This is a genomic window from Cereibacter sediminicola, assembly GCF_007668225.1.
GTDB classification, from domain to species: Bacteria; Pseudomonadota; Alphaproteobacteria; order Rhodobacterales; family Rhodobacteraceae; genus Cereibacter_A; species Cereibacter_A azotoformans.
Map to the genome: position 1 here is coordinate 45,258 of NZ_VDEK01000010.1, position 18,932 is coordinate 64,189.

Annotated in this window: 15 protein-coding genes and 2 pseudogenes; 12 read left to right on the forward strand and 5 right to left on the reverse strand. The window is 70.1% G+C overall.

Annotated elements, in window-relative coordinates; all coding sequences use genetic code 11:
• Positions 1-2 precede the first annotated feature (2 nt).
• The 5 genes from FG154_RS08990 to FG154_RS09010 are packed head-to-tail and all read left to right on the forward strand — an operon-like array spanning position 3 to position 4,448.
• Positions 3-1,322, forward strand: coding sequence for a nitrous oxide reductase family maturation protein NosD (locus FG154_RS08990; RefSeq protein ID WP_145106766.1), 1,320 nt, complete (start codon positions 3-5; stop codon positions 1,320-1,322).
• Positions 1,297-2,181 (forward strand): ABC transporter ATP-binding protein, encoded by an 885-nt coding sequence (locus tag FG154_RS08995; RefSeq protein ID WP_145106769.1) that lies wholly within the window; start codon positions 1,297-1,299, stop codon positions 2,179-2,181. Before FG154_RS08990 ends, FG154_RS08995 begins: the two co-directional genes overlap by 26 nt.
• On the forward strand, positions 2,178-2,999 hold the full coding sequence (locus tag FG154_RS09000; protein ID WP_145106770.1) for an ABC transporter permease: 822 nt from the start codon (positions 2,178-2,180) through the stop codon (positions 2,997-2,999). The genes FG154_RS08995 and FG154_RS09000 overlap by 4 nt, the downstream gene beginning before the upstream one ends.
• Positions 2,996-3,541 (forward strand): nitrous oxide reductase accessory protein NosL, encoded by a 546-nt coding sequence (locus FG154_RS09005; protein WP_145106772.1) that lies wholly within the window; start codon positions 2,996-2,998, stop codon positions 3,539-3,541. Before FG154_RS09000 ends, FG154_RS09005 begins: the two co-directional genes overlap by 4 nt.
• A 4-nt stretch (positions 3,542-3,545) precedes the next feature.
• Positions 3,546-4,448: an FAD:protein FMN transferase gene (locus FG154_RS09010; RefSeq protein WP_145106774.1), complete on the forward strand. Its 903-nt coding sequence runs from the start codon at positions 3,546-3,548 to the stop codon at positions 4,446-4,448.
• 51 nt (positions 4,449-4,499) lie between these two features.
• Here FG154_RS09010 and FG154_RS09015 read toward each other — a convergent pair whose 3' ends face one another.
• A complete protein-coding gene (locus tag FG154_RS09015) occupies positions 4,500-6,104 on the reverse strand; it encodes an L-lactate permease (RefSeq protein ID WP_281282057.1) in 1,605 nt (534 codons plus the stop codon).
• Positions 6,105-6,160: 56 nt separating this feature from the next.
• Here FG154_RS09015 and FG154_RS09020 point away from each other — a divergent pair, with 56 nt between their 5' ends.
• Positions 6,161-8,326 (forward strand): esterase-like activity of phytase family protein, encoded by a 2,166-nt coding sequence (locus FG154_RS09020; RefSeq protein ID WP_145106777.1) that lies wholly within the window; start codon positions 6,161-6,163, stop codon positions 8,324-8,326.
• A gap of 337 nt (positions 8,327-8,663) precedes the next feature.
• Positions 8,664-9,560 carry a helix-turn-helix domain-containing protein gene (locus tag FG154_RS09025; RefSeq protein WP_145106779.1) on the forward strand — a complete coding sequence of 299 codons (897 nt, stop codon included), beginning with the start codon at positions 8,664-8,666 and terminating at the stop codon, positions 9,558-9,560.
• A 51-nt stretch (positions 9,561-9,611) separates the two neighbouring features.
• On the opposite strand, the pseudogene FG154_RS09030 reads toward FG154_RS09025, so the two are convergent.
• Positions 9,612-11,756 (reverse strand): annotated as a pseudogene (locus FG154_RS09030) (TonB-dependent siderophore receptor).
• A gap of 292 nt (positions 11,757-12,048) precedes the next feature.
• Here FG154_RS09030 and FG154_RS09035 point away from each other — a divergent pair.
• The 4 genes and pseudogenes from FG154_RS09035 to FG154_RS09050 all read left to right on the forward strand — a co-directional run bounded on the left by FG154_RS09035 (position 12,049) and on the right by FG154_RS09050 (position 15,890).
• A pseudogene (locus tag FG154_RS09035) lies at positions 12,049-13,022 on the forward strand (iron-siderophore ABC transporter substrate-binding protein).
• Entirely contained in the window at positions 13,019-14,050 is a 1,032-nt protein-coding gene (locus tag FG154_RS09040) for a FecCD family ABC transporter permease (protein ID WP_186312322.1), read from the forward strand. Before FG154_RS09035 ends, FG154_RS09040 begins: the two are co-directional and overlap by 4 nt.
• Positions 14,051-14,052: 2 nt before the next feature.
• Positions 14,053-15,090 (forward strand): FecCD family ABC transporter permease, encoded by a 1,038-nt coding sequence (locus FG154_RS09045; RefSeq protein ID WP_145106931.1) that lies wholly within the window; start codon positions 14,053-14,055, stop codon positions 15,088-15,090.
• The gene (locus tag FG154_RS09050) at positions 15,087-15,890 is read left to right on the forward strand and encodes an ABC transporter ATP-binding protein (RefSeq protein WP_145106781.1); all 804 of its coding nucleotides are present in this window, start codon (positions 15,087-15,089) and stop codon (positions 15,888-15,890) included. The genes FG154_RS09045 and FG154_RS09050 overlap by 4 nt, the downstream gene beginning before the upstream one ends.
• A 30-nt stretch (positions 15,891-15,920) precedes the next feature.
• Here FG154_RS09050 and FG154_RS09055 read toward each other — a convergent pair whose 3' ends face one another.
• The gene (locus tag FG154_RS09055) at positions 15,921-16,670 is read right to left on the reverse strand and encodes an SDR family NAD(P)-dependent oxidoreductase (protein WP_145106783.1); all 750 of its coding nucleotides are present in this window, start codon (positions 16,668-16,670) and stop codon (positions 15,921-15,923) included.
• Positions 16,671-16,884: 214 nt separating this feature from the next.
• On the opposite strand from FG154_RS09055, the gene FG154_RS09060 reads away from it, so the two are divergent.
• Complete coding sequence (locus FG154_RS09060) at positions 16,885-17,355, forward strand: SpoIIAA family protein (protein ID WP_145106785.1); 471 nt, start codon at positions 16,885-16,887, stop codon at positions 17,353-17,355.
• A gap of 6 nt (positions 17,356-17,361) precedes the next feature.
• Here FG154_RS09060 and FG154_RS09065 read toward each other — a convergent pair whose 3' ends face one another.
• Both FG154_RS09065 and FG154_RS09070 read right to left on the reverse strand, forming a co-directional pair.
• Positions 17,362-17,751, reverse strand: coding sequence for a response regulator (locus FG154_RS09065; RefSeq protein ID WP_145106788.1), 390 nt, complete (start codon positions 17,749-17,751; stop codon positions 17,362-17,364).
• 12 nt (positions 17,752-17,763) lie between these two features.
• On the reverse strand, positions 17,764-18,762 hold the full coding sequence (locus FG154_RS09070; protein WP_145106790.1) for an HWE histidine kinase domain-containing protein: 999 nt from the start codon (positions 18,760-18,762) through the stop codon (positions 17,764-17,766).
• Positions 18,763-18,932: the final 170 nt, after the last annotated feature.

Genomic DNA, 18,932 nt, shown 5'->3' on the forward strand with positions numbered 1-18,932 from the left:
CGATGCTCTTGCGCCTTGCCCTCGCGCTCTGCCTGCTGGCCGGACCGCTTTCCGCGGCCGAACGGCTGGTGCCGGCCGAGGCCGGGGCGCTGAAGACCGCCGTCGCCGGGGCTGACCCCGGCGACGTGCTCATCCTGGCACCGGGCCGTCACGACGGGCCGGTGCTGCTTGACCGGCCGCTGTCGCTCCGCGGCCGGGCCGGGGCGGTGATCGACGGGGGCGGCAGCGGCTCGGTCATCACCGTCACCGCGCCCGACGTCACGCTGGCGGGGCTGGAGATCGTGGGCTCGGGCTCGTCCCACGAGGAGATCGACTCGGGCATCCGCCTGCTGAAGGGCGGCGACCGGGCATTGGTCGAGGGCAACCGGCTTCTGGGCAACCTCGTGGGGGTCGATATCCACGGGGCGGTGGATGCCACGGTGCGCGGCAACGTGATCGTGGGGCGCGCGGACGCCCACATGCCCGCCCGCGGCAACGGAGTCTATGTCTGGATGGCGCCGGGGCTGGTGGTCGAGGGCAACGACATCAGCCTCGGCCGCGACGGGATCTTCGTGAATGTCTCCGAGCGCAACATCTTCCGCAACAACACCATGCGGAACCTGCGCTTCGCCATCCACTACATGTATGCCCACCACTCCGAGGTGACGGGCAATGTCTCGATCGGCAACCACCTTGGCTATGCGCTGATGTATTCGCACCATCTGACGGTGACGGACAACCTCAGCCTGCGCGACCGCGACCACGGGGTGATGCTGAACTACGTCAACAACGCCGAGGTGGCCCGCAACCTCGTGCGCGGCGGCACCGGCAAATGCACCTTCATCTACAACGCCCACCGCAACGTGATCCACGACAACCGCTTCGCGGGCTGCGCCATCGGCATCCACTTCACCGCGGGCTCCGAGAAGAACACGCTGACCGGCAACGCCTTCATCGGCAACCGGACGCAGGTCAAGCATGTCAGCTCGCGCAGCGTGGAATGGAGCCATGCGGGCCGCGGCAACTTCTGGTCGGACCATCCGGCCTTCGATCTGAACGGCGACGGGATCGCGGATGCGACTTTCCGGCCGAACGACCTGATGGACCATATCCTGTGGTCGCAGCCCGCGGCGGCGCTGCTGGTGGGCTCGCCCGCCGTGCAGCTCATCCGCTGGAGCCAGGCGAGCTTTCCCGCGACCCTGCCCGGCGGCGTGCGCGACTCGCATCCGCTGATGACCGCGATCGACATTCCCGTGCCCGACGCCGCGGCCCGCCTCGAGGCGGCCGTGCCCCCCTGGCCACAAGGAGAGACTCCCGATGCTGACACTCTCGCAGGTCACTAGGACCTTTGGCGGGCTGACGGCCCTCGATGACATCAGCCTGTCCGTCACGCCGGGCGAGCGCGTGGCGCTGCTGGGCCACAACGGCGCGGGCAAGTCCACGCTGATGAAGATCGTGCTCGGGCTGATCGCCGCCGACCGTGGTCGGATCTCCGTGGGCGGCCATGCGCCGGGCAGCCGCGCCGCCCGCGCGGTGACGGCCTACCTGCCCGAGAACGCGGCCTTTCATCCGGCCCTCACCGGCCTCGAGACGCTGCGGCACTACCTGCGGCTGCGGGGCGAGGATGCGCGCAAGGCGGGCGACCTGCTCGACCGCGTGGGTCTCGGGGCGGCGGCCGGCCGCCGGATCGGCACCTACTCCAAGGGGATGCGGCAGCGGGTGGGGCTGGCGCAGGCGCTGATCGGGCATCCCCGGCTTCTGGTGCTGGACGAGCCGACCAGCGGCCTTGATCCGGTCTCGCGGCGCGACTTCTACGCGCTTCTGGCCGAGCTTTCGGCCGAGGGGGCGGCGATCCTGCTGTCGTCGCACGCGCTGACCGAGGTCGAGGCGCGGACCGACCGGATCGTGATCCTGTCGGGCGGACGGCTGATGGCCAACGACACGCTGGCGAACCTGCGCCGGCAGGCGGCGCTGCCGATCCGGCTGCAGGTCTCGGCCCGGCCGGGGGCCGCCGACGAGGTGGCCGAGCGGCTGAAGGGCGGGCGGCGCAACGGCGTGACCGTCGATCTGTCCTGCGCGCCCGACGAAAAGCTCGACCGGCTGGGCGCGATCACCGCACTGGGCCCGATGGTGGAGGATGTCGAGATCCTGCCGCCGAGCCTCGAGGACCTTTACAGCCACTACAGCCGGAGGCCGTCATGAGCCGCATCCTTGCCTTTGCCGCGGCCGAGGCGCGCATCGCGCTGCGCAACCGCTGGGTGGCCATCGTCACCCTGCTGATGGCGCTGTTCTCGCTGGTGCTGGCTGCGGCCGGCTCGGCGCCCACGGGCGAGCTGGGCATCGACCGGCTGTCCGTGACCGTGGCCAGCCTGACCAGCCTTGCCGTCTATCTGGTGCCGCTGGTGGCGCTTCTGATGTCCTTCGACGCCGTGGCGGGCGAAATCGAGCGCGGAACGCTGCCGCTGGCCCTGACCTACCCCGTGTCGCGGGCCGAGCTGCTGCTGGGGAAGTTCGTGGCTCATCTGGCCATTCTGGCTCTGGCCGTGGCGGTGGGCTACGGCCTTGCCGCATGCGCCGCGCTCGGCGTGGATCCCGAGGCGACCGCGGGACTGCCCGCGCTCTTCCGCCTGTTCTGGAGTTCGCTCCTGCTGGGGGCTGCCTTTCTTGCGGCGGGCTATGCGGTCTCGGCCGTGGCGCGGCGCCCCGGCGCGGCGGCGGGCATGGCCATCGGCCTGTGGCTTGCGCTGATCGTGCTGTGGGATCTGGGGCTACTGGCGGCGGTGGTGGCGGACGATGGCGGCGCCTTCACCACCCGCGTCTTCCCGTGGCTGCTGCTGGGCAATCCGGCGGATGCCTTCCGGCTCTACAATCTCGCGGCCTCCGACGCGACGGCGGCGGCCGCCGGCGTGGGTGGCGCGGCCGCGGCGATCCCGCCGCTGCAGGCGCTGGCCTCGGTGCTGCTCTGGCCGGTGCTGGCCTTCGGCCTCGCCGTCGGAGCCTTCCGGAGGGTCACGCCATGAAGCGCCTGCTGCTTGCCGCTCTTCTTCTGGCCAGCTGCCGCGAGGAGGCGCCCCTGCCGGCGCCCGTGGCCCTGACGCCCGAGGCGGTGGGGCACTATTGCCAGATGAACCTTCTCGAACATCCCGGCCCCAAGGCGCAGGTGCATCTCGACTTCGGCCCGCCGCTCTTCTTCAGTCAGGTCCGCGACGCGCTCGCCTACCAGCGGATGCCCGAGCAGAGCGCGGCGATCCGGGCCGTCTATGTCAACGACATGGGCGCCCCCGGCGCGAGCTGGGAAGAGCCGGGGCCCGAGAACTGGATCGCGACCGACGGGGCGCTGTTCGTGACCGCCTCGGACGCGACGGGGGGGATGGGCGCACCGGAACTCGTGCCCTTCTCGGATCGCGCGGCGGCCGAGGCGTTTGCGGCCCGGCACGGAGGGCAGGTGGTCACGCTGGCCGAGGTGCGCGACGAATCCCTCCTCGCACCCGCCCCGGAGGCGGGAGGAGACGAGGAAGACTACGAAGATATGCTGGGCCGGCTGGCCCCGAGGACGGAGTGACAGCATGAACCGCCGCCGTTTCCTGTCGATCAGCGCCGCGGCCTTCGTGGCCGGTCCGGCACTTGCCGCGCCCGCGCTGACGCGGATCCGCGGGCAGGCCCTCGGGACCGGCGTGCAGATCCTGCTCGCCCATCCCGACGCCGATGCCATAGGCCGGCGCGCGCTGGCCGAGATCGCGCGGCTCGAGGGGATCTTCAGCCTTCACCGCGAGTCGGACCTCGCGCGCCTCAACCGCGCGGGCCATATCCCCGCGCCGCCGCCCGAACTGCTGGAATGCCTGAGCCTTGCGGCGCATCTGCATCACGCGACGGGCGGCCTCTTCGACCCGACGATCCAGCCGCTCTGGCGTCTTCATGCCGAGCGTCATGCGGCGGGCGCGCCGCCCTCGGCCGCGGAAATCGCCGCTGCGCGAAGGCTTGTCGGCTGGGAGAGCGTGGAGTTCGGAACGGGCGGCGTCCGTCTCGCGCCGGGGATGGCGCTGACGCTGAACGGGATCGCGCAGGGCTACATCGCGGACCGCATCGCGGCCCTCCTCGGGGCCGAGGGGCTGACGGATGTGCTGGTCGATACCGGAGAGCTTGTCGCGCCGGGCGGTCAGGCTGACGGACAAGGCTGGCCGGTGGCGCTGGCCGAGGGGCAGGGAAGCGTGATGCTCCGCCAGTCGGCGCTGGCCAGTTCCGCCCCGCTCGGGACCACCTTCGACGCTTCGGGCGATGCGGGGCACATCCTCGATCCGCGGACGGGCGCGCCGGCGCCCGCGCGCTGGCGCCTCGTGAGCGTGACCGCCCCGAGCGCGGCGGTGGCGGATGCCGCAAGCACCGCCTTCTGCCTGATGGACCGGCAGGAGATCGGGCAGGCCCTCAAGGCGCTGCCCTCCTGTCACATCATCGCCCTGCGCGCGGCGTGACCGCGGCCTGCCGGCGGATCGAGGGCGCCGGGCGCGCAAGCCTCGACCTGCTCAAGGCAGCGCAAAGGCCGCGATCAGCAGGAGGCCCGCCGTCAGCACGGCCACAGCGCAGGGCGCGAGGGTGAGGGCGAGGATCCGCCCTTCCTGGCCCTTGATGCCGACCGTGGCGCAGCCGGCGATGATGTTGTGCGGCGCCACGATGTTGCCGATGCCCGCACCGAAGGTCTGGGCCGCCAGCATCACGGGCAGCGGAAGGGCCAGAACCGCGGCGGTGGAGAGCTGGAACTCGGAAAACAGGATGTTCGAGGTGGTGGCCGAGCCGGTGACGAAGGTGCCGAGCACCCCCACCGCCGGGGCGAGCATCGGCCAGACCTCGCCCGTCCGCGCGGCCGCGGTGGCCAGCGTGCCCACCATGCCCGAATGGACCATCACCCGCGCAAGGGCCAGCATGATGACAAGCGCCAACGCCACCGGCAGAAGCTGACGCAACGCCGCGGCGACAGATGGCAGGAGCAGCGCCCCCCGGCCGGTCAGCAGGGCTCCGGCGACCAGCCCGGCCGCCAGCATCGTGCCCGGATGGTAGAGCGGCTGGAAACCGCCGCTGAAACCTCCCGGCAGGGTCCAGCGCAGCGCCGCGGCCGACAGCGGTTCCTGCACGGCGGGGATCATGCGGGTGGCCAGCACCAGCGCGAGGATCAGAAGATAAGGCGCCAGATCGGCCAGATGGGCGGCGCGCGGACGCTCGGCGCCCGCCACCGGAGACAGGCGCCGCAGCAGCAGGACGAAGGCCCCGCAGCCAAGAAGGGCGCCGCCGAGCGTGGCAAGCTCGGGCCCCGTCAGCGCGGCAAGGGCCACCGAGGGAATGAAGAAGCAGGCGGCGGCCGCAAGCCCCCAGCCGAGATCCCCGCGCGAGAGCGCCCGCCCGTCCGCGAGCCACAGCAGCGCCAGCAGAAGCACGCCCCCGGTTGCGGCGTGCAGCAGCGCGGCGAACAGGGCGATCTCTCCCACCGGCACGCCGGTGATGGCCGCCTGCGTCAGCAGCGGCGTGCCCGCGGCCCCGAAGGACACGCCCGAGGCGTGGCCCAGCAGGGCCAGCACGACGGCCCGCACCGGCGGGATGCCGAGGCCGACAAGCAGCGGCGCCCCCAGCGCCACCGGCGTGCCGAAGCCCGCCGCACCCTCCATGAAGAGACCGAAGAACCAGGCGATAAGCAGGACCAGGATGCGCCGGTCCTTCGAGAGGCCCGTGAGAAGGTCCCGGATGCGGTCGATCGCGCCCGATCTACGTTGCAGTTCGTAGATCGCGAGGGCGGGCAGGATGATCCAGAGGATGGTGGCGGTGGAATGGAGAACTTCCGCCCCGATGCCGCGCGCCGCCAGAGGCACCGTCACCGCCCCGCCCGAGCCGGACGTCAGGTCGAAGCTCGTCGCCGCAAGAAGCAGCGCCACCCCCAGCCCGGCGGCACCGGCGACGACGGCGGAACGTCCGAGCGCCGCCATGGCGAGCAGCACGGTGAGGATCGGGAGGGCAGCCAGCAGGACAGGTATGGGAGGCCTCGTACGGGAAGATCTGCCGCCATCGTGGAAGAAGGGGCCGCGCTTGTCGAGGGGCCGAGCCGAACTGTCGGTGGGTCGATGAAGATCCGCCGTTGTCATGCGGACGTCACCGTTTGCGGCGATCTGTCTGGAACCGTTTCGAGACAGGATGCCCGATGACCTACACACTCGCCGCCATGACTTCCGTCGTCGCCCTTGGCGTGGCGCTGCCCGCGGCCGCCGAGATCAGCTTCAACCGGATCGCAAGCTTTGCCACGCCGCGGAACATGGTCGAAGGCGAGGACCGGACCCGCCCCTCCTCGGCCGAGATCGTCTCGGCGTCCGAGGACGGCCTGACGCTGGTCTATACCGACAGCCCGCTGGGCGCGATCGGGCTGATCGACATCACCGACCCGGCGGCGCCGCAGCCCTTGGGCACGATCGCCATGGGCGGCGAGCCGACGACGGCGGTGATCCTTGGCCAGCGGGTCTTTGCCGCCGTGAACACCTCGGAGAGCTTCGCCGCGCCCTCGGGCCGGCTGGTGACCGTGGATCTTGCCAGACGCGCGGAAGTGGCCAGCTGCGATCTGGGCGGGCAGCCGGATTCGGTCGCCAAGGCGCCGGACGGCTCGTTCCTCGCCATCGCCATCGAGAACGAGCGCGACGAGGACCTGAACGACGGCGCGCTGCCGCAGATGCCCGCGGGCTTCGTGGTGAAGCTGCCGATCCGCGACGGCGAGGCCGATTGCGCCGCGATGGAGAAGATCGACCTGACCGGGCTTGCCGCCATCGCCCCGGAAGACCCCGAACCCGAGTTCGTCTCGATCAATGAGGCGGGCGAGATCGCGGTCACCCTGCAGGAGAACAACGAGATCGTGGTGATCGGCGCCGACGGGGCGATCAGCCACTTTTCCGCCGGCGCCGTCGATCTTGACGGCATCGACACCAGGAAGAACGGCGCGATGAGCTTCACCGCCAGCCAGCCGGGCCGCCTGCGCGAACCCGATGGCATCAAGTGGATCGATGCCGACCATTTCGCCACGGCCAACGAGGGCGACTGGAAAGGCGGCTCGCGCGGCTGGACCATCTTCCACAAGGACGGCACCGTGGTCTGGGAGTCGGGCGCCAGCCTCGAACGGGCCATCGCCGCGATCGGCCACTACCCCGAGCATCGGTCGGGATCGAAGGGGGTCGAGATCGAGTCGGTCGAGGTGGCCACCTTCGACGGCACGCCCCTGGCCTTCGTCGCCTCCGAGCGCGGCTCGGTCGTGGCGGTCTATGACCTGAGCGACCTGACCGCCCCGCAACTTCTGCAACTGCTGCCCTCAGGGGTTTCGCCCGAAGGTCTGGTGGCGATCCCGTCGCGCAACCTGCTGGTGACCGCGAACGAGGCCGACCTGCGCGAGGACGGGCTCGCACCCGCGCATGTGATGATCTACCAGCGTGCCGAAGGGCCTGCGGCCTATCCGATGCTCACCTCGGAAGGCTCTGATCCGCTGATTGGCTGGGGCGCGCTTTCGGGGCTGGCCGCGGGCGAGAGGCCGGGCGACCTTCTTGCCGTTTCCGACAGCGTCTTCGGCATGGCGCCGACGATCTACCGGATCGACGCCACGCAGAAGCCGGCGCGGATCGTGGACAGCCTGCCCGTCCTTCGGTCGGGCCAGCCGGCGCAGAAGCTGGATCTGGAAGGGATCGCGACGGATGGCGAGGGCGGCTTCTGGCTGGCCTCCGAAGGGCGCAGCGACCGGCTGGTGCCGCATGCCCTCTATCATGTGGATGGCAAGGGCGAGATCCGGAAAGAGATCCCGCTGCCCGCCGAGCTGCTCGCCGGCGAGACGCGCTTCGGCCTCGAGGGGATCACGCGCGTGGGCGAGGTGCTCTGGATGGCGGTGCAGCGCGAGTGGAAGGACGACCCCAAGGGTCAGGTGAAGCTTCTGGCCTATGACACGCAGGCGGACAGCTGGGGCGCGGTGCGCTATCCGCTGGATGCGCCGGCCGAGGGCGCCTGGATGGGTCTGTCCGAGATCACGGTGCATGGCGACTGGGCCTATCTGATCGAGCGTGACAACCAGATCGCCGACAGGGCCGCGGTGAAGAAGCTGACCCGCGTCGCGCTGGCCGAGCTGAAGCCCGCGCCGCTGGGGGGTGAGTTGCCGCTTGTCACCAAAGAGACGGTGAGCGACCTGATCCCCGATCTGAAGGTGCTGAACGGCTATGTGGTGGACAAGGTCGAGGGCTTCGCCATCGACGCCGCCGGCGAGGGCTGGGTCGTGACCGACAACGACGGCACCGACGACAGCTCGGGCGAGACGCTGTTCTGGTCGATCGGGAAGATGGAGTAGGCCGCGACCGCGCAGCCGAGGTCCGCGCCGGATCTGATCGGGGACCGACCTGGAAACATTGCGCCGTCCGAAGGCTCGGGCGGCGCGGGCGTGCCCCCACGGGCGAAACGTGCGGGCGCGCCGCTCTTGCGCCACTGGCCCCTGGCCTGCCCGAAAGTGCTGCGCGGGCCCCGAGCCTTGACGCGCTGCCCATTGCCCTTCATGAAATGACAGGCCCTGCGTGCCCCGGTGGCGGCCGCCTCCGGTGGTTGCGGGCCGAAAAGCCACCGGGCATGACCGCAGGTCCTGTCCGCCAGCCAGCCCATGATCCCTTCTGCGATTGCGGAGCCCGAGCTGGATGAGCTTTCATCACCAATTTGTCGGAAAGACCGAAGGCATCCGCGCCAGGGGCCCGGCCCGCTGGCGTCTCCTCGACGGCATGACGAGCGTCTTCTGGGAGGCTTCGGGCCAGCGCGGTGCGGGAGGCTACTACCTTTCGGACCGGCCCCGGATCATGGTCTTCTTCAACGATGTCTCCTCGATCCTGATGTCGACCGACAGCGGCGACTTGCGCTCAAGCCGACCGCTGGAGCGTGTCCTGTTCGTTCCGGCGGGTCTGCCGATGTGGACGCGGTTCACGGCCGACCACAGCTTCTCGCATCTCGACATCCATCTCCAGCAGGAGCGGCTGCTGAAGATGCTGGCGCCAGCCGTGGGACGCGCGCAGGCCCTCGACATCCTCGCGCGGCCGGTCGAGACGGGGGCAGAACCCCTTGTCGAGACGCTGGCCAGGCTTGTCGTCGATGAGACCTGCGCGCCCGATCGCCATCCCCTTCATGCCGAGAGCCTCGTGTCCGCGCTGGTCACGGGGGTCCTGGATCTTGGCAAGTCCGCAGGGCCCGGAGGTGCCGAGGGGCGGCTGACGCGCGGGCAGATGCGCAGGCTTGTGGCCCGGTTCCACGAGGGAGGCGGACAGAGCCTGTCGGTGGCGGACATGGCAGAGTGCGTCGGCCTGTCGGAAAGCTGGTTCACGCGGCTCTTCAAGAACACGACCGGCGAGACGCCGCTGAAATGGCAGCTGCGGCAGCGGGTGGAACTGGCCCAGGATCTTCTGGCAAGCGGCCTCAGCGTGGCCGAAGTCTCGGGCCGTCTCGGCTTTACCGATCAGGCGCACCTGACCCGCGTCTTCCGGCAGGTGACGGGAGAGACGCCCGGCGCGTGGCGCCGGGCGCGCCTGATGGAGGCGCAGCGCTAGCCGCGCCGTGCCGCTGCCCCATCCGCGAGGGAACGGACGGGGCGGTGCACCTCACCAGGTCCGGCGGAGCGTGGCGGTGATCGTCCGGCCGGGGTTGTAGTAGTCGGCCGTTCCGCGCCCCACGACATGCTGGTCATCGAACAGGTTGCTCACATTGATGCCCATGCCGGTGTTCTCGGCGATCTCGTAGCTGAAGGCCGCGTCGAAGAGGGTCGTGGCCTCGCTCTTGCCGGTGTTGTTCTGCAGCGCGTAGTGATAGGACCCGACATGGCGCGCGCCGACCCCGAAGGTCATCTCGCCGCGCCCGTCCGTCGCCGGCAGCGTGCGGTTCACCCAGAGCGAGGCCATGTGCTCGGGCACGTTGGCAAAGCGGTTGCCCGAGACGTCGGTGCCGCGCACCACGGCCCGAGTGGCCTCGGCGTCGAGGTAGGAATAGGCGGCGATCACGTCCCAGTTCTCGGCGATCTCGGCCTTGCCCTCGATCTCGAAACCGCGCACGCGGGTCTCGCCGATCAGTTGCCGCTCGATCATACCGTCATCCATGACGACCGGGATGGTGATGTTGTTCTTGGTCAGATCGAAGATGGCCGCCGACAGCAGGGCGTTCATGCCCGCCGGCTGATATTTCACGCCCAGCTCATACTGCTCGCCGCGCTCGGGCTCGACCCCGATCGCGGGCGGGGCCACCGACTCGACATAGCTGACATAGGTCGAGATCTCGTCGGTGATCTTGTAGGTCAGCGCGCCGCGGATCGAGGTCTCGGAGAAGTCGTCGGCATCGTCGAAGGCCACGCCAGAGCTCTGGCCGCGAGTGGTCAGATCCAGCCAGTCGTGGCGCAGGCCCACCGTGGCGACGATCCGGTCCGCGAAGGACAGGTTCTGCTGCAGGAACAGGGACTTCGTCCTGTAGTTGCTCTCGCGCTCTTCGTAGGGCGCAAGGGCGGACGGCACGCCGGTCGCGATGCCGGTGGCGATGTCGATGACGCCCGCGGACCCGTAGTAGGAGCTCTGGCTGGTCGAGGCATCGCGATATTCGATCCCGATCAGCGTGCTGCTGTCAGTCGAGCCGAAGCTCGTGTCATACTGCACGATCGCGTTGCCGATCAGCTCTTCGGCGGTGCTGTCGGTTCCGAAGTAGAAGCGCGACAGCTCCGTGCCGGTTCGGCCCGCGAAATCCGACAGATAGATGTAGCCGAAGTCGTCGCTGAGGTCGCTGTAGCGCAGGTTCGCGCTCAGGCTCAGCCCGCCGCCGAACTCGTGCCGGAGCATCGCGGTCAGCGTGTCGCGCTCGACGTCATGGTCGTTGAAGCCGGCCTCGCCAAAGAAGTTGCTTCGGTCGTACTCGCGATCCAGCGGGTAGCCGCCGCTGTTGGGCGTGCCGTCGCGGTCCAGATGGTCGAAGATGAGCGAGAGGGTGGTGGCGTCGCTCGGCGCCCAGCTCAGCCCGCCCATCAGGAAGGTTTCATCGTCGCGCGACGTGTCGTAGTCGAGCGCGCTGTCCCTGACCTTGGCGGTGAAGCGGTAGGCGAGCGTGGCATCGGGGTTCAGCACGTCACCGAAATCGACGCCGATCTCCTTGTGGTCCTGGGTGCCGATCTGGCCGTAGATCTCGCCGAAGCGGGCGAACTGGGGCGCCTTGGTGACGAAGTTCACCGATCCGCCGGGATCGGACACGCCGAAAAGGGTGGAGTTGGCGCCCTTCAGCACCTCGACCCGCTCGTAGGCGAAGGGCTCTTCCCGCACGCCGCGCATCGAGCCGAGGGTCAGGCCGTCGCGGTAGGTCGAGGCCTGGAAGCCGCGGACGAGGAAATAGTCGTTGCGGTCGTCGCTGCCGTAGTAGTCCGAGACGATGCCGGCGGAATATTGCAGTACTTCCTCGGTCGTCGTCGCGTTGCGCTGCCGGATCTCCTTCTGCGTGACAACCGAGACCGAGGCGGGCGTGTCGAGGAGGCTTGTGGCGACCTTTCCGCCCACCCACAGCTCCTGCGCGACGATGGAATTGGCGTCGTCATCGGCCGCGGCGCCGGCATCGACGATGATGGGCGAGAGGCGGTAGGCGTTGGGGTCCTGGGGTTAGGCGTCCTGCGCGGGTGCGGCGCCCGGCAATGTCACCAGAGCCGAGCACCCCAGTAGCAGGGCCTTCAGGCAGCGAGGGAGGGAACGGGCGCGCGCGGTGGCCTCGGGTCGAGGGGTCATAAGTGCTTCCAAAGGTTGTGTCGATTTTCCGCTGGCCCGACGCCGGTCGCATGACCCTCATCAGCTGGCTGTATCCGGCGATGATCGCCGGGCTGCGCCGGATGCCCGGCATGTCGAGACGCTCCGGCCGGATATGCCGGACGTTCCTGCAGGCACCCTTAGAGGAAGGCGGCAAGCCCCGTCTTGTATAATCCTAGTGTTTTGTCGGATTCGCTGGAAAGTTCGCCTGCCGGGGGGATGAACCGCCTCCCAAAGACTTGACGGGGCAGGGCGAGGGTGGAAAGCCCGGCGCATGGCCTGTCATCTCCTCTCCTCCGCCGCCCTCGTGCTCGTCGTCGCGTCCCCTCTCGGGGCGCAGGAGTTCCGCTCACCCTCGACCATGCCTTCGGCCAGACCACCATCCCCGAGCGGCCTGTGCGGGTGGCCACCGTCTCCTGGGCCAACCATGAGGTGCCGCTCGCCCTCGGCGTGGTTCCGGTGGGCTTTGCGCGGGCGAATTTCGGGGACGATGATGGCGACGGCCTGCTGCCCTGGGTCGCCGGGCGGCTCGACGATCTTGGCGCCGAGGCCCCGCGGCTGTTCGATGAGGGCGACGGGATCGACTTCGAGGCCGTGGCGGCCAGCGAGCCCGATGTGATCCTTGCCGCCTATTCCGGTCTCAGCCAGTCCGACTACGACATTCTCAGCGAGATCGCCCCGGTCGTCGCCTATCGTGACGCCCCCTGGGCGACCGACTGGCGCGAGATGATCCGGCTGAACGGGACCGCCATGGGTCTCGCGGCCGAGGGCGAGGCGCTGATCTCCCGGATCGAGGGCCAGATCGCCGAGGTCACCGCCCGCCATCCCGAGCTTCATGGCACGACGGCGATGTTCGTCACCCATCTCGACATTCGCGACCTGAGCGTGATCCGCTTCTATTCGGTCAATGACACGCGGGTGAAGTTCTTCGAGGATCTCGGCCTCGCCTCTCCCGCGAGCGTGCGCGACGCCTCGACCGGCGGCGGCTATTCCGGGGAAGTCAGTGCCGAACGGATCGACAGTTTCGACGATGTGGACATCCTTGTGACCTATGGCGGCGCGGCGCTGCTCGAGCGCGTGCGCCAGAACCCGCTGACCTCGCGGATGCGTGCGGTGTCGGACGGCGCGCTCGTGCTGCTGGGCAACGATCCGGTGGGAACGGCGGCCAATCCGACGCCGCTCTCGATCCCGTGGGTTCTCGAGGACTATGTGGCCCGGCTGGCCGAGGCCGCGCGTCGGGTGAAATGAGCCACGGATCGCCATCCCCCACGGCGCTGCGGCGGTCGGGCCGGGGCCGGCTCGTCTGGCTGGGCCTGCTGGCCGCGGGGCTGGTCCTGGCCTGCGCGCTGTCGGTGACGGTGGGAACGCGCGGGGTGAACGGGCCGGACATCCTGGGAGGGCTCGCCGGACGGACGGAGACGATCGGCGAGGCCGTCGTGGCGGTTCGGGTGCCGCGCACCCTGCTGGCCGTGCTGGCCGGGGCGGCCCTTGGCCTCTCGGGAGCCGTCATGCAGGGGGTCACGCGCAGCCCGCTCGCCGATCCCGGCATTCTGGGCGTCAATGCGGGCGCCGCGATGGCGGTGGTGCTGGGTATGGCATGGTTCGGGATGGAGACGCTTTCGGCCCATCTGTGGAGCGCGATCCTCGGCGCGGGGGCCGCGTCGTGCTTCGTTTATGCGGTGGGATCGCTCGGCCGCGGGGGCGCCACACCGCTCAAGCTGGCACTGGCGGGGGCCGCCACCTCGATCGCGGTCTCTTCGCTGACGATGGCGATCATCCTGCCGCGGGGCGACATCGCGGGCAGCGTGCAGTCCTGGCAGGTGGGCGGCGTGGGTGGCGCAAGCGGCGATGGCCTGGCGGCCATGCTGCCCTTCCTTGTCGCGGGCGGCGCCATCAGCCTCTGGTCGGCGCGCAACCTGAACATGCTCGCGCTGGGGGACGATACGGCGGCCGGGCTCGGGGTTCCCGTGGCGCTCAGCCGGCTGATCGCGGCCGCAGGCGCAGTCCTGCTCTGCGGCGCCACAACGGCGATCTGCGGACCGATCGGCTTCGTCGGGCTGGTTGTGCCCCATGTCGGCCGCCTTATGGTCGGCGTCGACCACCGCTGGCTGCTGCCGTTCGCCGCCCTGTCCGGGGCGCTTCTGCTGACGCTGGCCGATGTGCTGGGCCGCATCGCGGCCCGTCCCGGAGAACTCGACGTCGGCATCGTGACCGCCTTTGCCGGTGCGCCGGCCTTCATCTGGATCGTCCGGCGCCGGAGGATCCGCGAGCTGTGAGCGTGCCCTCCGCCGATCTCGTCCGCCGCATCGCGGACCACCGGCGCCGTCGGTTGCGGCGCGGCCTGTGGCTCGGGCTGGGGCTGCTGGCCCTGCTCATCGGAGGGGTCGCGCTGACGCTGAGCGTCGGGCAGTCGCGCGTGCCCCCGCTCGATGTGGTGCGCGTGCTGATGGGACAGGACGTGCCCGGAGCCTCCTTCACCGTGGGTCGGCTGCGGCTGCCGCGCGCCGTCCTTTCCGTGCTTGCCGGGCTTGCCTTCGGGTTGGGAGGTGCAGCCTGCCAGACCCTGCTGCGCAGCCCGCTCGCCAGCCCCGACATCATCGGCATCACCGCGGGAAGCAGCGCGGCGGCCGTCTTCGCGATCGTCGTGCTGGGCTGGAGCGGGCCGGCCGTCTCGGTCTCGGCCATCGCCTGCGGCCTCGGCACGGCGCTTCTGATCTATCTGCTCGCCTGGCGGAACGGTGTCGTAGGCGCGCGGCTGATCCTCGTCGGGATCGGCATGTCGGCCATGCTCCAGAGCGTGACGGCCTACCTCCTGCTCAAGGCCCCGCAATGGAGCCTGCAGGAGGCCTTGCGCTGGCTGACCGGCAGCGTGAACGGCGCGCGCCTTTCGGATGCGGTGCCGCCCCTCCTGTCGCTTGGGGTCTTCGGGGCGCTCCTCCTCGGGCAGAGCCGCCATCTCGAGGCGATGCGCCTGGGCGACGACAAGGCGGCGGCGCTCGGCGTGCCCCTGGCGCGCAGCCGGCTGCTGATCATGCTTGCGGTCGTGGGGCTGATCGCCGTCGCCACCGCCGTGACCGGGCCGATCGCCTTCGTGGCCTTTCTGGCAGGCCCGATCGCCGCGCGGATCTCGGCGCCGGGGCGCCCGATCCTCGTCCCCGCCGCCCTGATCGGCGCCGCGCTGGTCCTTCTGGGGGATTACGCGGGACAGGTGCTGCTGCCCGGGCGCTACCCCGTGGGCGTCGTCACCGGGGCCATCGGTGCGCCCTACCTCATCTATCTGATCGTCCGCGTGAACCGGACGGGAGGCTCGATATGACCACGAACAGGCTGGTGGCCCGCGGCATCCATGCCGGATACGGCGAGCGCCCCGTGCTGCGGGGGCTCGACCTGACCGTGCCGCCGGGACGGATCACCGCCATCGTGGGCGCCAACGCCTGCGGCAAGTCCACGCTGCTGCGGACGATGTCGCGGCTGCTGGCGCCCGCGGCCGGGCAGGTGCTGCTCGACGGCAAGTCGGTGCACCGCATCCCCCCGCGGGAGCTGGCGCGGACGATGGGCCTGCTGCCGCAGGCGCCGCTGGCGCCCGACGGGATCACGGTCCTCGACCTCGTGAGCCGCGGGCGGCACCCGCACCACGGGATGCTCTCGCGCTGGAGCGCCGGCGACGATGCCGCCGTGGCCGCCGCGCTGGAGGCCACGGGCACGGCCGATCTGGCCGAGCGCGCGGTCGATGAGCTTTCGGGGGGGCAGCGCCAGCGCGTCTGGATCGCGGTGGCGCTGGCCCAGCAGACGGGGCTTCTGCTGCTCGACGAGCCGACGACCTTCCTCGACATCGCGCACCAGATCGAGGTGTTGGACCTTCTGACCGACCTGAACCGCGCGCAGGGCACGACCGTCGTGATGGTGCTCCACGACCTCAACCTGGCCGCGCGCTATGCCGATCTGCTGGTGGCGCTGGCCGGTGGGCAGGTCCATGCCGCCGGTCCGCCGGAGGAGGTGCTGACCGAGGCGATGGTCGCGGCCGTCTTCGGCCTGCCCTGCCGCACGATGGCCGACCCGATCACGGGCCGGCCGATGATGCTGCCGATCGGCCGCCACGGTCACGCCGGCCGCTAGACACCGCGCGCTCGGCCCGATGGAACCGGGTCACTCCCGTGGTTCGGCCATCTTGCGGTGCATCTCGGCGCCGACACCCGCGGACAGGATCTCGGCCGCCGTGCTCTGGATCTTGTTGGCCAGACCGGGCGTGACCTGCTCGCGCCCCTTCAGCATCGCGTCATACCCGGCCTTGGCCACCTCGGCCGGATCGTCCTTGTCCGCCTGGCCGACCTTGGTGTTCAGGAGGCCCGCGCGCTCGAAGAAGGCGGTGTCGGTGGGGCCCGGCATCAGGCAGGTCACGGTCACGCCGCTGTCGCGCAACTCGTGCGCCATGGCCACGGCGAGCGAGTTCACGAAGGATTTGGTGGCGTTGTACACCGCCTGGAAGGTGCCGGGCATCGTGCCCGCGATCGACCCGGTGAAGAGGATCCGCCCCGTTCGGCGCGCGACCATTCCCGGCCCGAGACGCCGTGCCAGCAGGGCCGTGCCGATCACGTTCGTGTCGAGCACATCGAGGATCTCGTCCTCGGGCTGGTCGAGGAAGGCATGACCCAGACCCCGGCCCGCGTTCAGGAACAGAAGCTCGACCGGCTCGCGTTCAAGGTGCGCGCAGACCGCGTCGATGCCTTCGAGCGTGGCGAGATCGAAGGGCAGGGCCTCGGCGGACAGCTCTTCGGCCACGGCGGCGAGACGGGGATCGCGGTCGATCAGCACCAGCCGGTGCCCGTCGGCCGCGCAGAGGCGGGCAAGCTCGAAGCCGATGCCGGTTGCGGCTCCGGTGATGACGGCGAGGGCCATGGCAAATCTCCTTGATGGGGCTGCGTCGATGGGGCTGCGTCCGCCACGGCCATCGGCCGTGCGCGCAGCGACAGACCGCGGCGGGACTTGGCCCGGGGCGCGCGGCATGAGGGAACCGCGAGCGCGTCCGCATGTTCCGGATGCGGCAGCCCTCGGCGGGAAACCGTCGGTCCTCCTCGGGCGTTCATCTCCATCCCGCAACCGGAGCCCCGTCATGGCGCGTTCTCGTCTTCCCGTCCTGCTGATCGGTGGCCTCGCCGCGGCCGCCGCCGCCTGGCTGGCGCGCAGCCGCAACCGTGAGGGCTGGCTCCGGCAGCCGGCGGGCGACCGCCCCACGACCCTCGTCTTCGAACTGGGCGGCCATGTGGGCCAGCCCGAGATCCGCCGCATGGCCGAAAGCGTGCTGGCGGCCTTCGAGCGGTTCGACACGGTGGACATGCTGATCCTTCTGCCCGGTTTCACCGGCCTTACGCCCGCGGCCGCGCTGGATCTGGAAGGGCTGCGGGCGGGCCTGATGTCCTGGGGCAAGGTGCGCCGCTACGCCGTGGTGGCGCCGCCCGCCTGGGCCGGGGCGCTGATCAACCTCGCTGACGGGATCATCCCGGTCGAGGCGCGCACCTTCCCGATCGAGGCGCTGGACGAGGCCCGCGCCTGGGTCTCGGAGGGCCGGCCTGCGGCCGCCTGATCCGCTTCAGGCGGTGCCCGTCACACGCTGCAGCGCCTCGAGCAGGCGGCGCTTCTGGATCGGCTTGCCGATGTTCTCGGCCTCGGCCAGAACCTCGCTGCCGTCGAATTCGCGGGTCATGTAGGCCGAGGCGAGCACGAAGGGGATGTTCAGGCTTTGCAGCCGCTGGGCCACCGGCACGACCAGCTGACCGCGCAGGTTCAGATCGAGCGTCGCCGCATCGGGCCGGTGGCCATCGAGAAGGCGCAGCGCCTCTGCGACGGTGGCCACAGGGCCGATGACCGAATGGCCGGCCTCCTCCAGCATCATCTGCATGTCGAACGCGATCAGGAACTCGTCCTCGACGATCAGGACGAGGAGCCCCCCTGCCGGGGGTAAGGTCGTCCCGTTCGTCATCTTCAACTCCGGTCAGGATCGCGGGCGCGGGAAGCTCAGCAGAGCCATGAAACCCTCGGAGGCGTAGTCAAGTTCCACGGAGCCGCCCAGCTCGAATTCGGCTGCAAAACGGATCATCCGGGTGCCGAAACCCACCGATTCGGGTGGCAAGGGCCGGGGACCGCCGCGTTCCTGCCAGCGCAGGCGGATGTCGGGGCCGCCATCCTCGTCCGTTCCCAGCTCCCACTCGATGCTGACGCGCCCCTCCGGCACCGACAGGGCGCCGTACTTGGCCGCGTTCGTGGCCAGCTCGTGCAGGATCATCCCCAGCGACATCGCGTGGGCAGGCCGCAGCGCGACCGAGGGCGCCTCGGCCACCGACACGTTCGTCCCTTCCGCAAGGTAGGGCTCCATCACGGCGCGCACGAGATCGGGAAGCCGGGCGGCGCTTTCACGCGAGGACACGTCGAGCGACCGGGCGAGCGCCTCGAACCGCCCGAGGAAGGCGTCGCGATATTCCTCGGCGGTGCGGCCGGCGGTCTCGGTCTGCCGTGCCAGCGCCTGCGTCACCGACAGGAGGTTCTTGATCCGGTGATCCAGCTCGCCGATGAGGATGTTCTTTTCCTCCTCCTTCCGGCGCCGGGTCGTCTCGTCCACGATGGTCAGGAGCAGCACCCGCTGACTATTGTCGGGATGGATGAGGCGTTGCGCGCTGACCAGCATGGTGCGCGGGCCCACGCCCGGGAACATGGCCTGCACCTCGTAGTCGAAGACCGAGGCGCTGTGCGGGATCACCCGCTCCAGCAGGAGGCGCAGCTCGTCGATGTTCCACTGGCCATTGCCAAGCTCGTAGAGCGGCAGGCCGATTGTGCTGTCGCGGTCGGTCGCGAAGGCGCGGTAGAAGGCCGGGTTGGCGCTGATGACGGTGAGATCGCCGGCCAGCACCAGCAGCGGATCGCGGATCGTGTCCACGATCCCCTGCGCCTGCACATGCGAGATGCGCAGCAGACGGTAAAGCTCGTCGAGATCCATGAATACCCTCTCCAATTCATCGCAACATTCGCAGCCCCAGACGCCGCGCGCAACCGTCCTGAAGAGGCGCCCCTGTGCGCGCCCGTGGGCAAGGGACGGGTGCAAGGGATGGCGGAAAAGGGGCTGCATGACGGAACACATGCCGGCGGGTCAGGTTGCCCCGGAGGTAT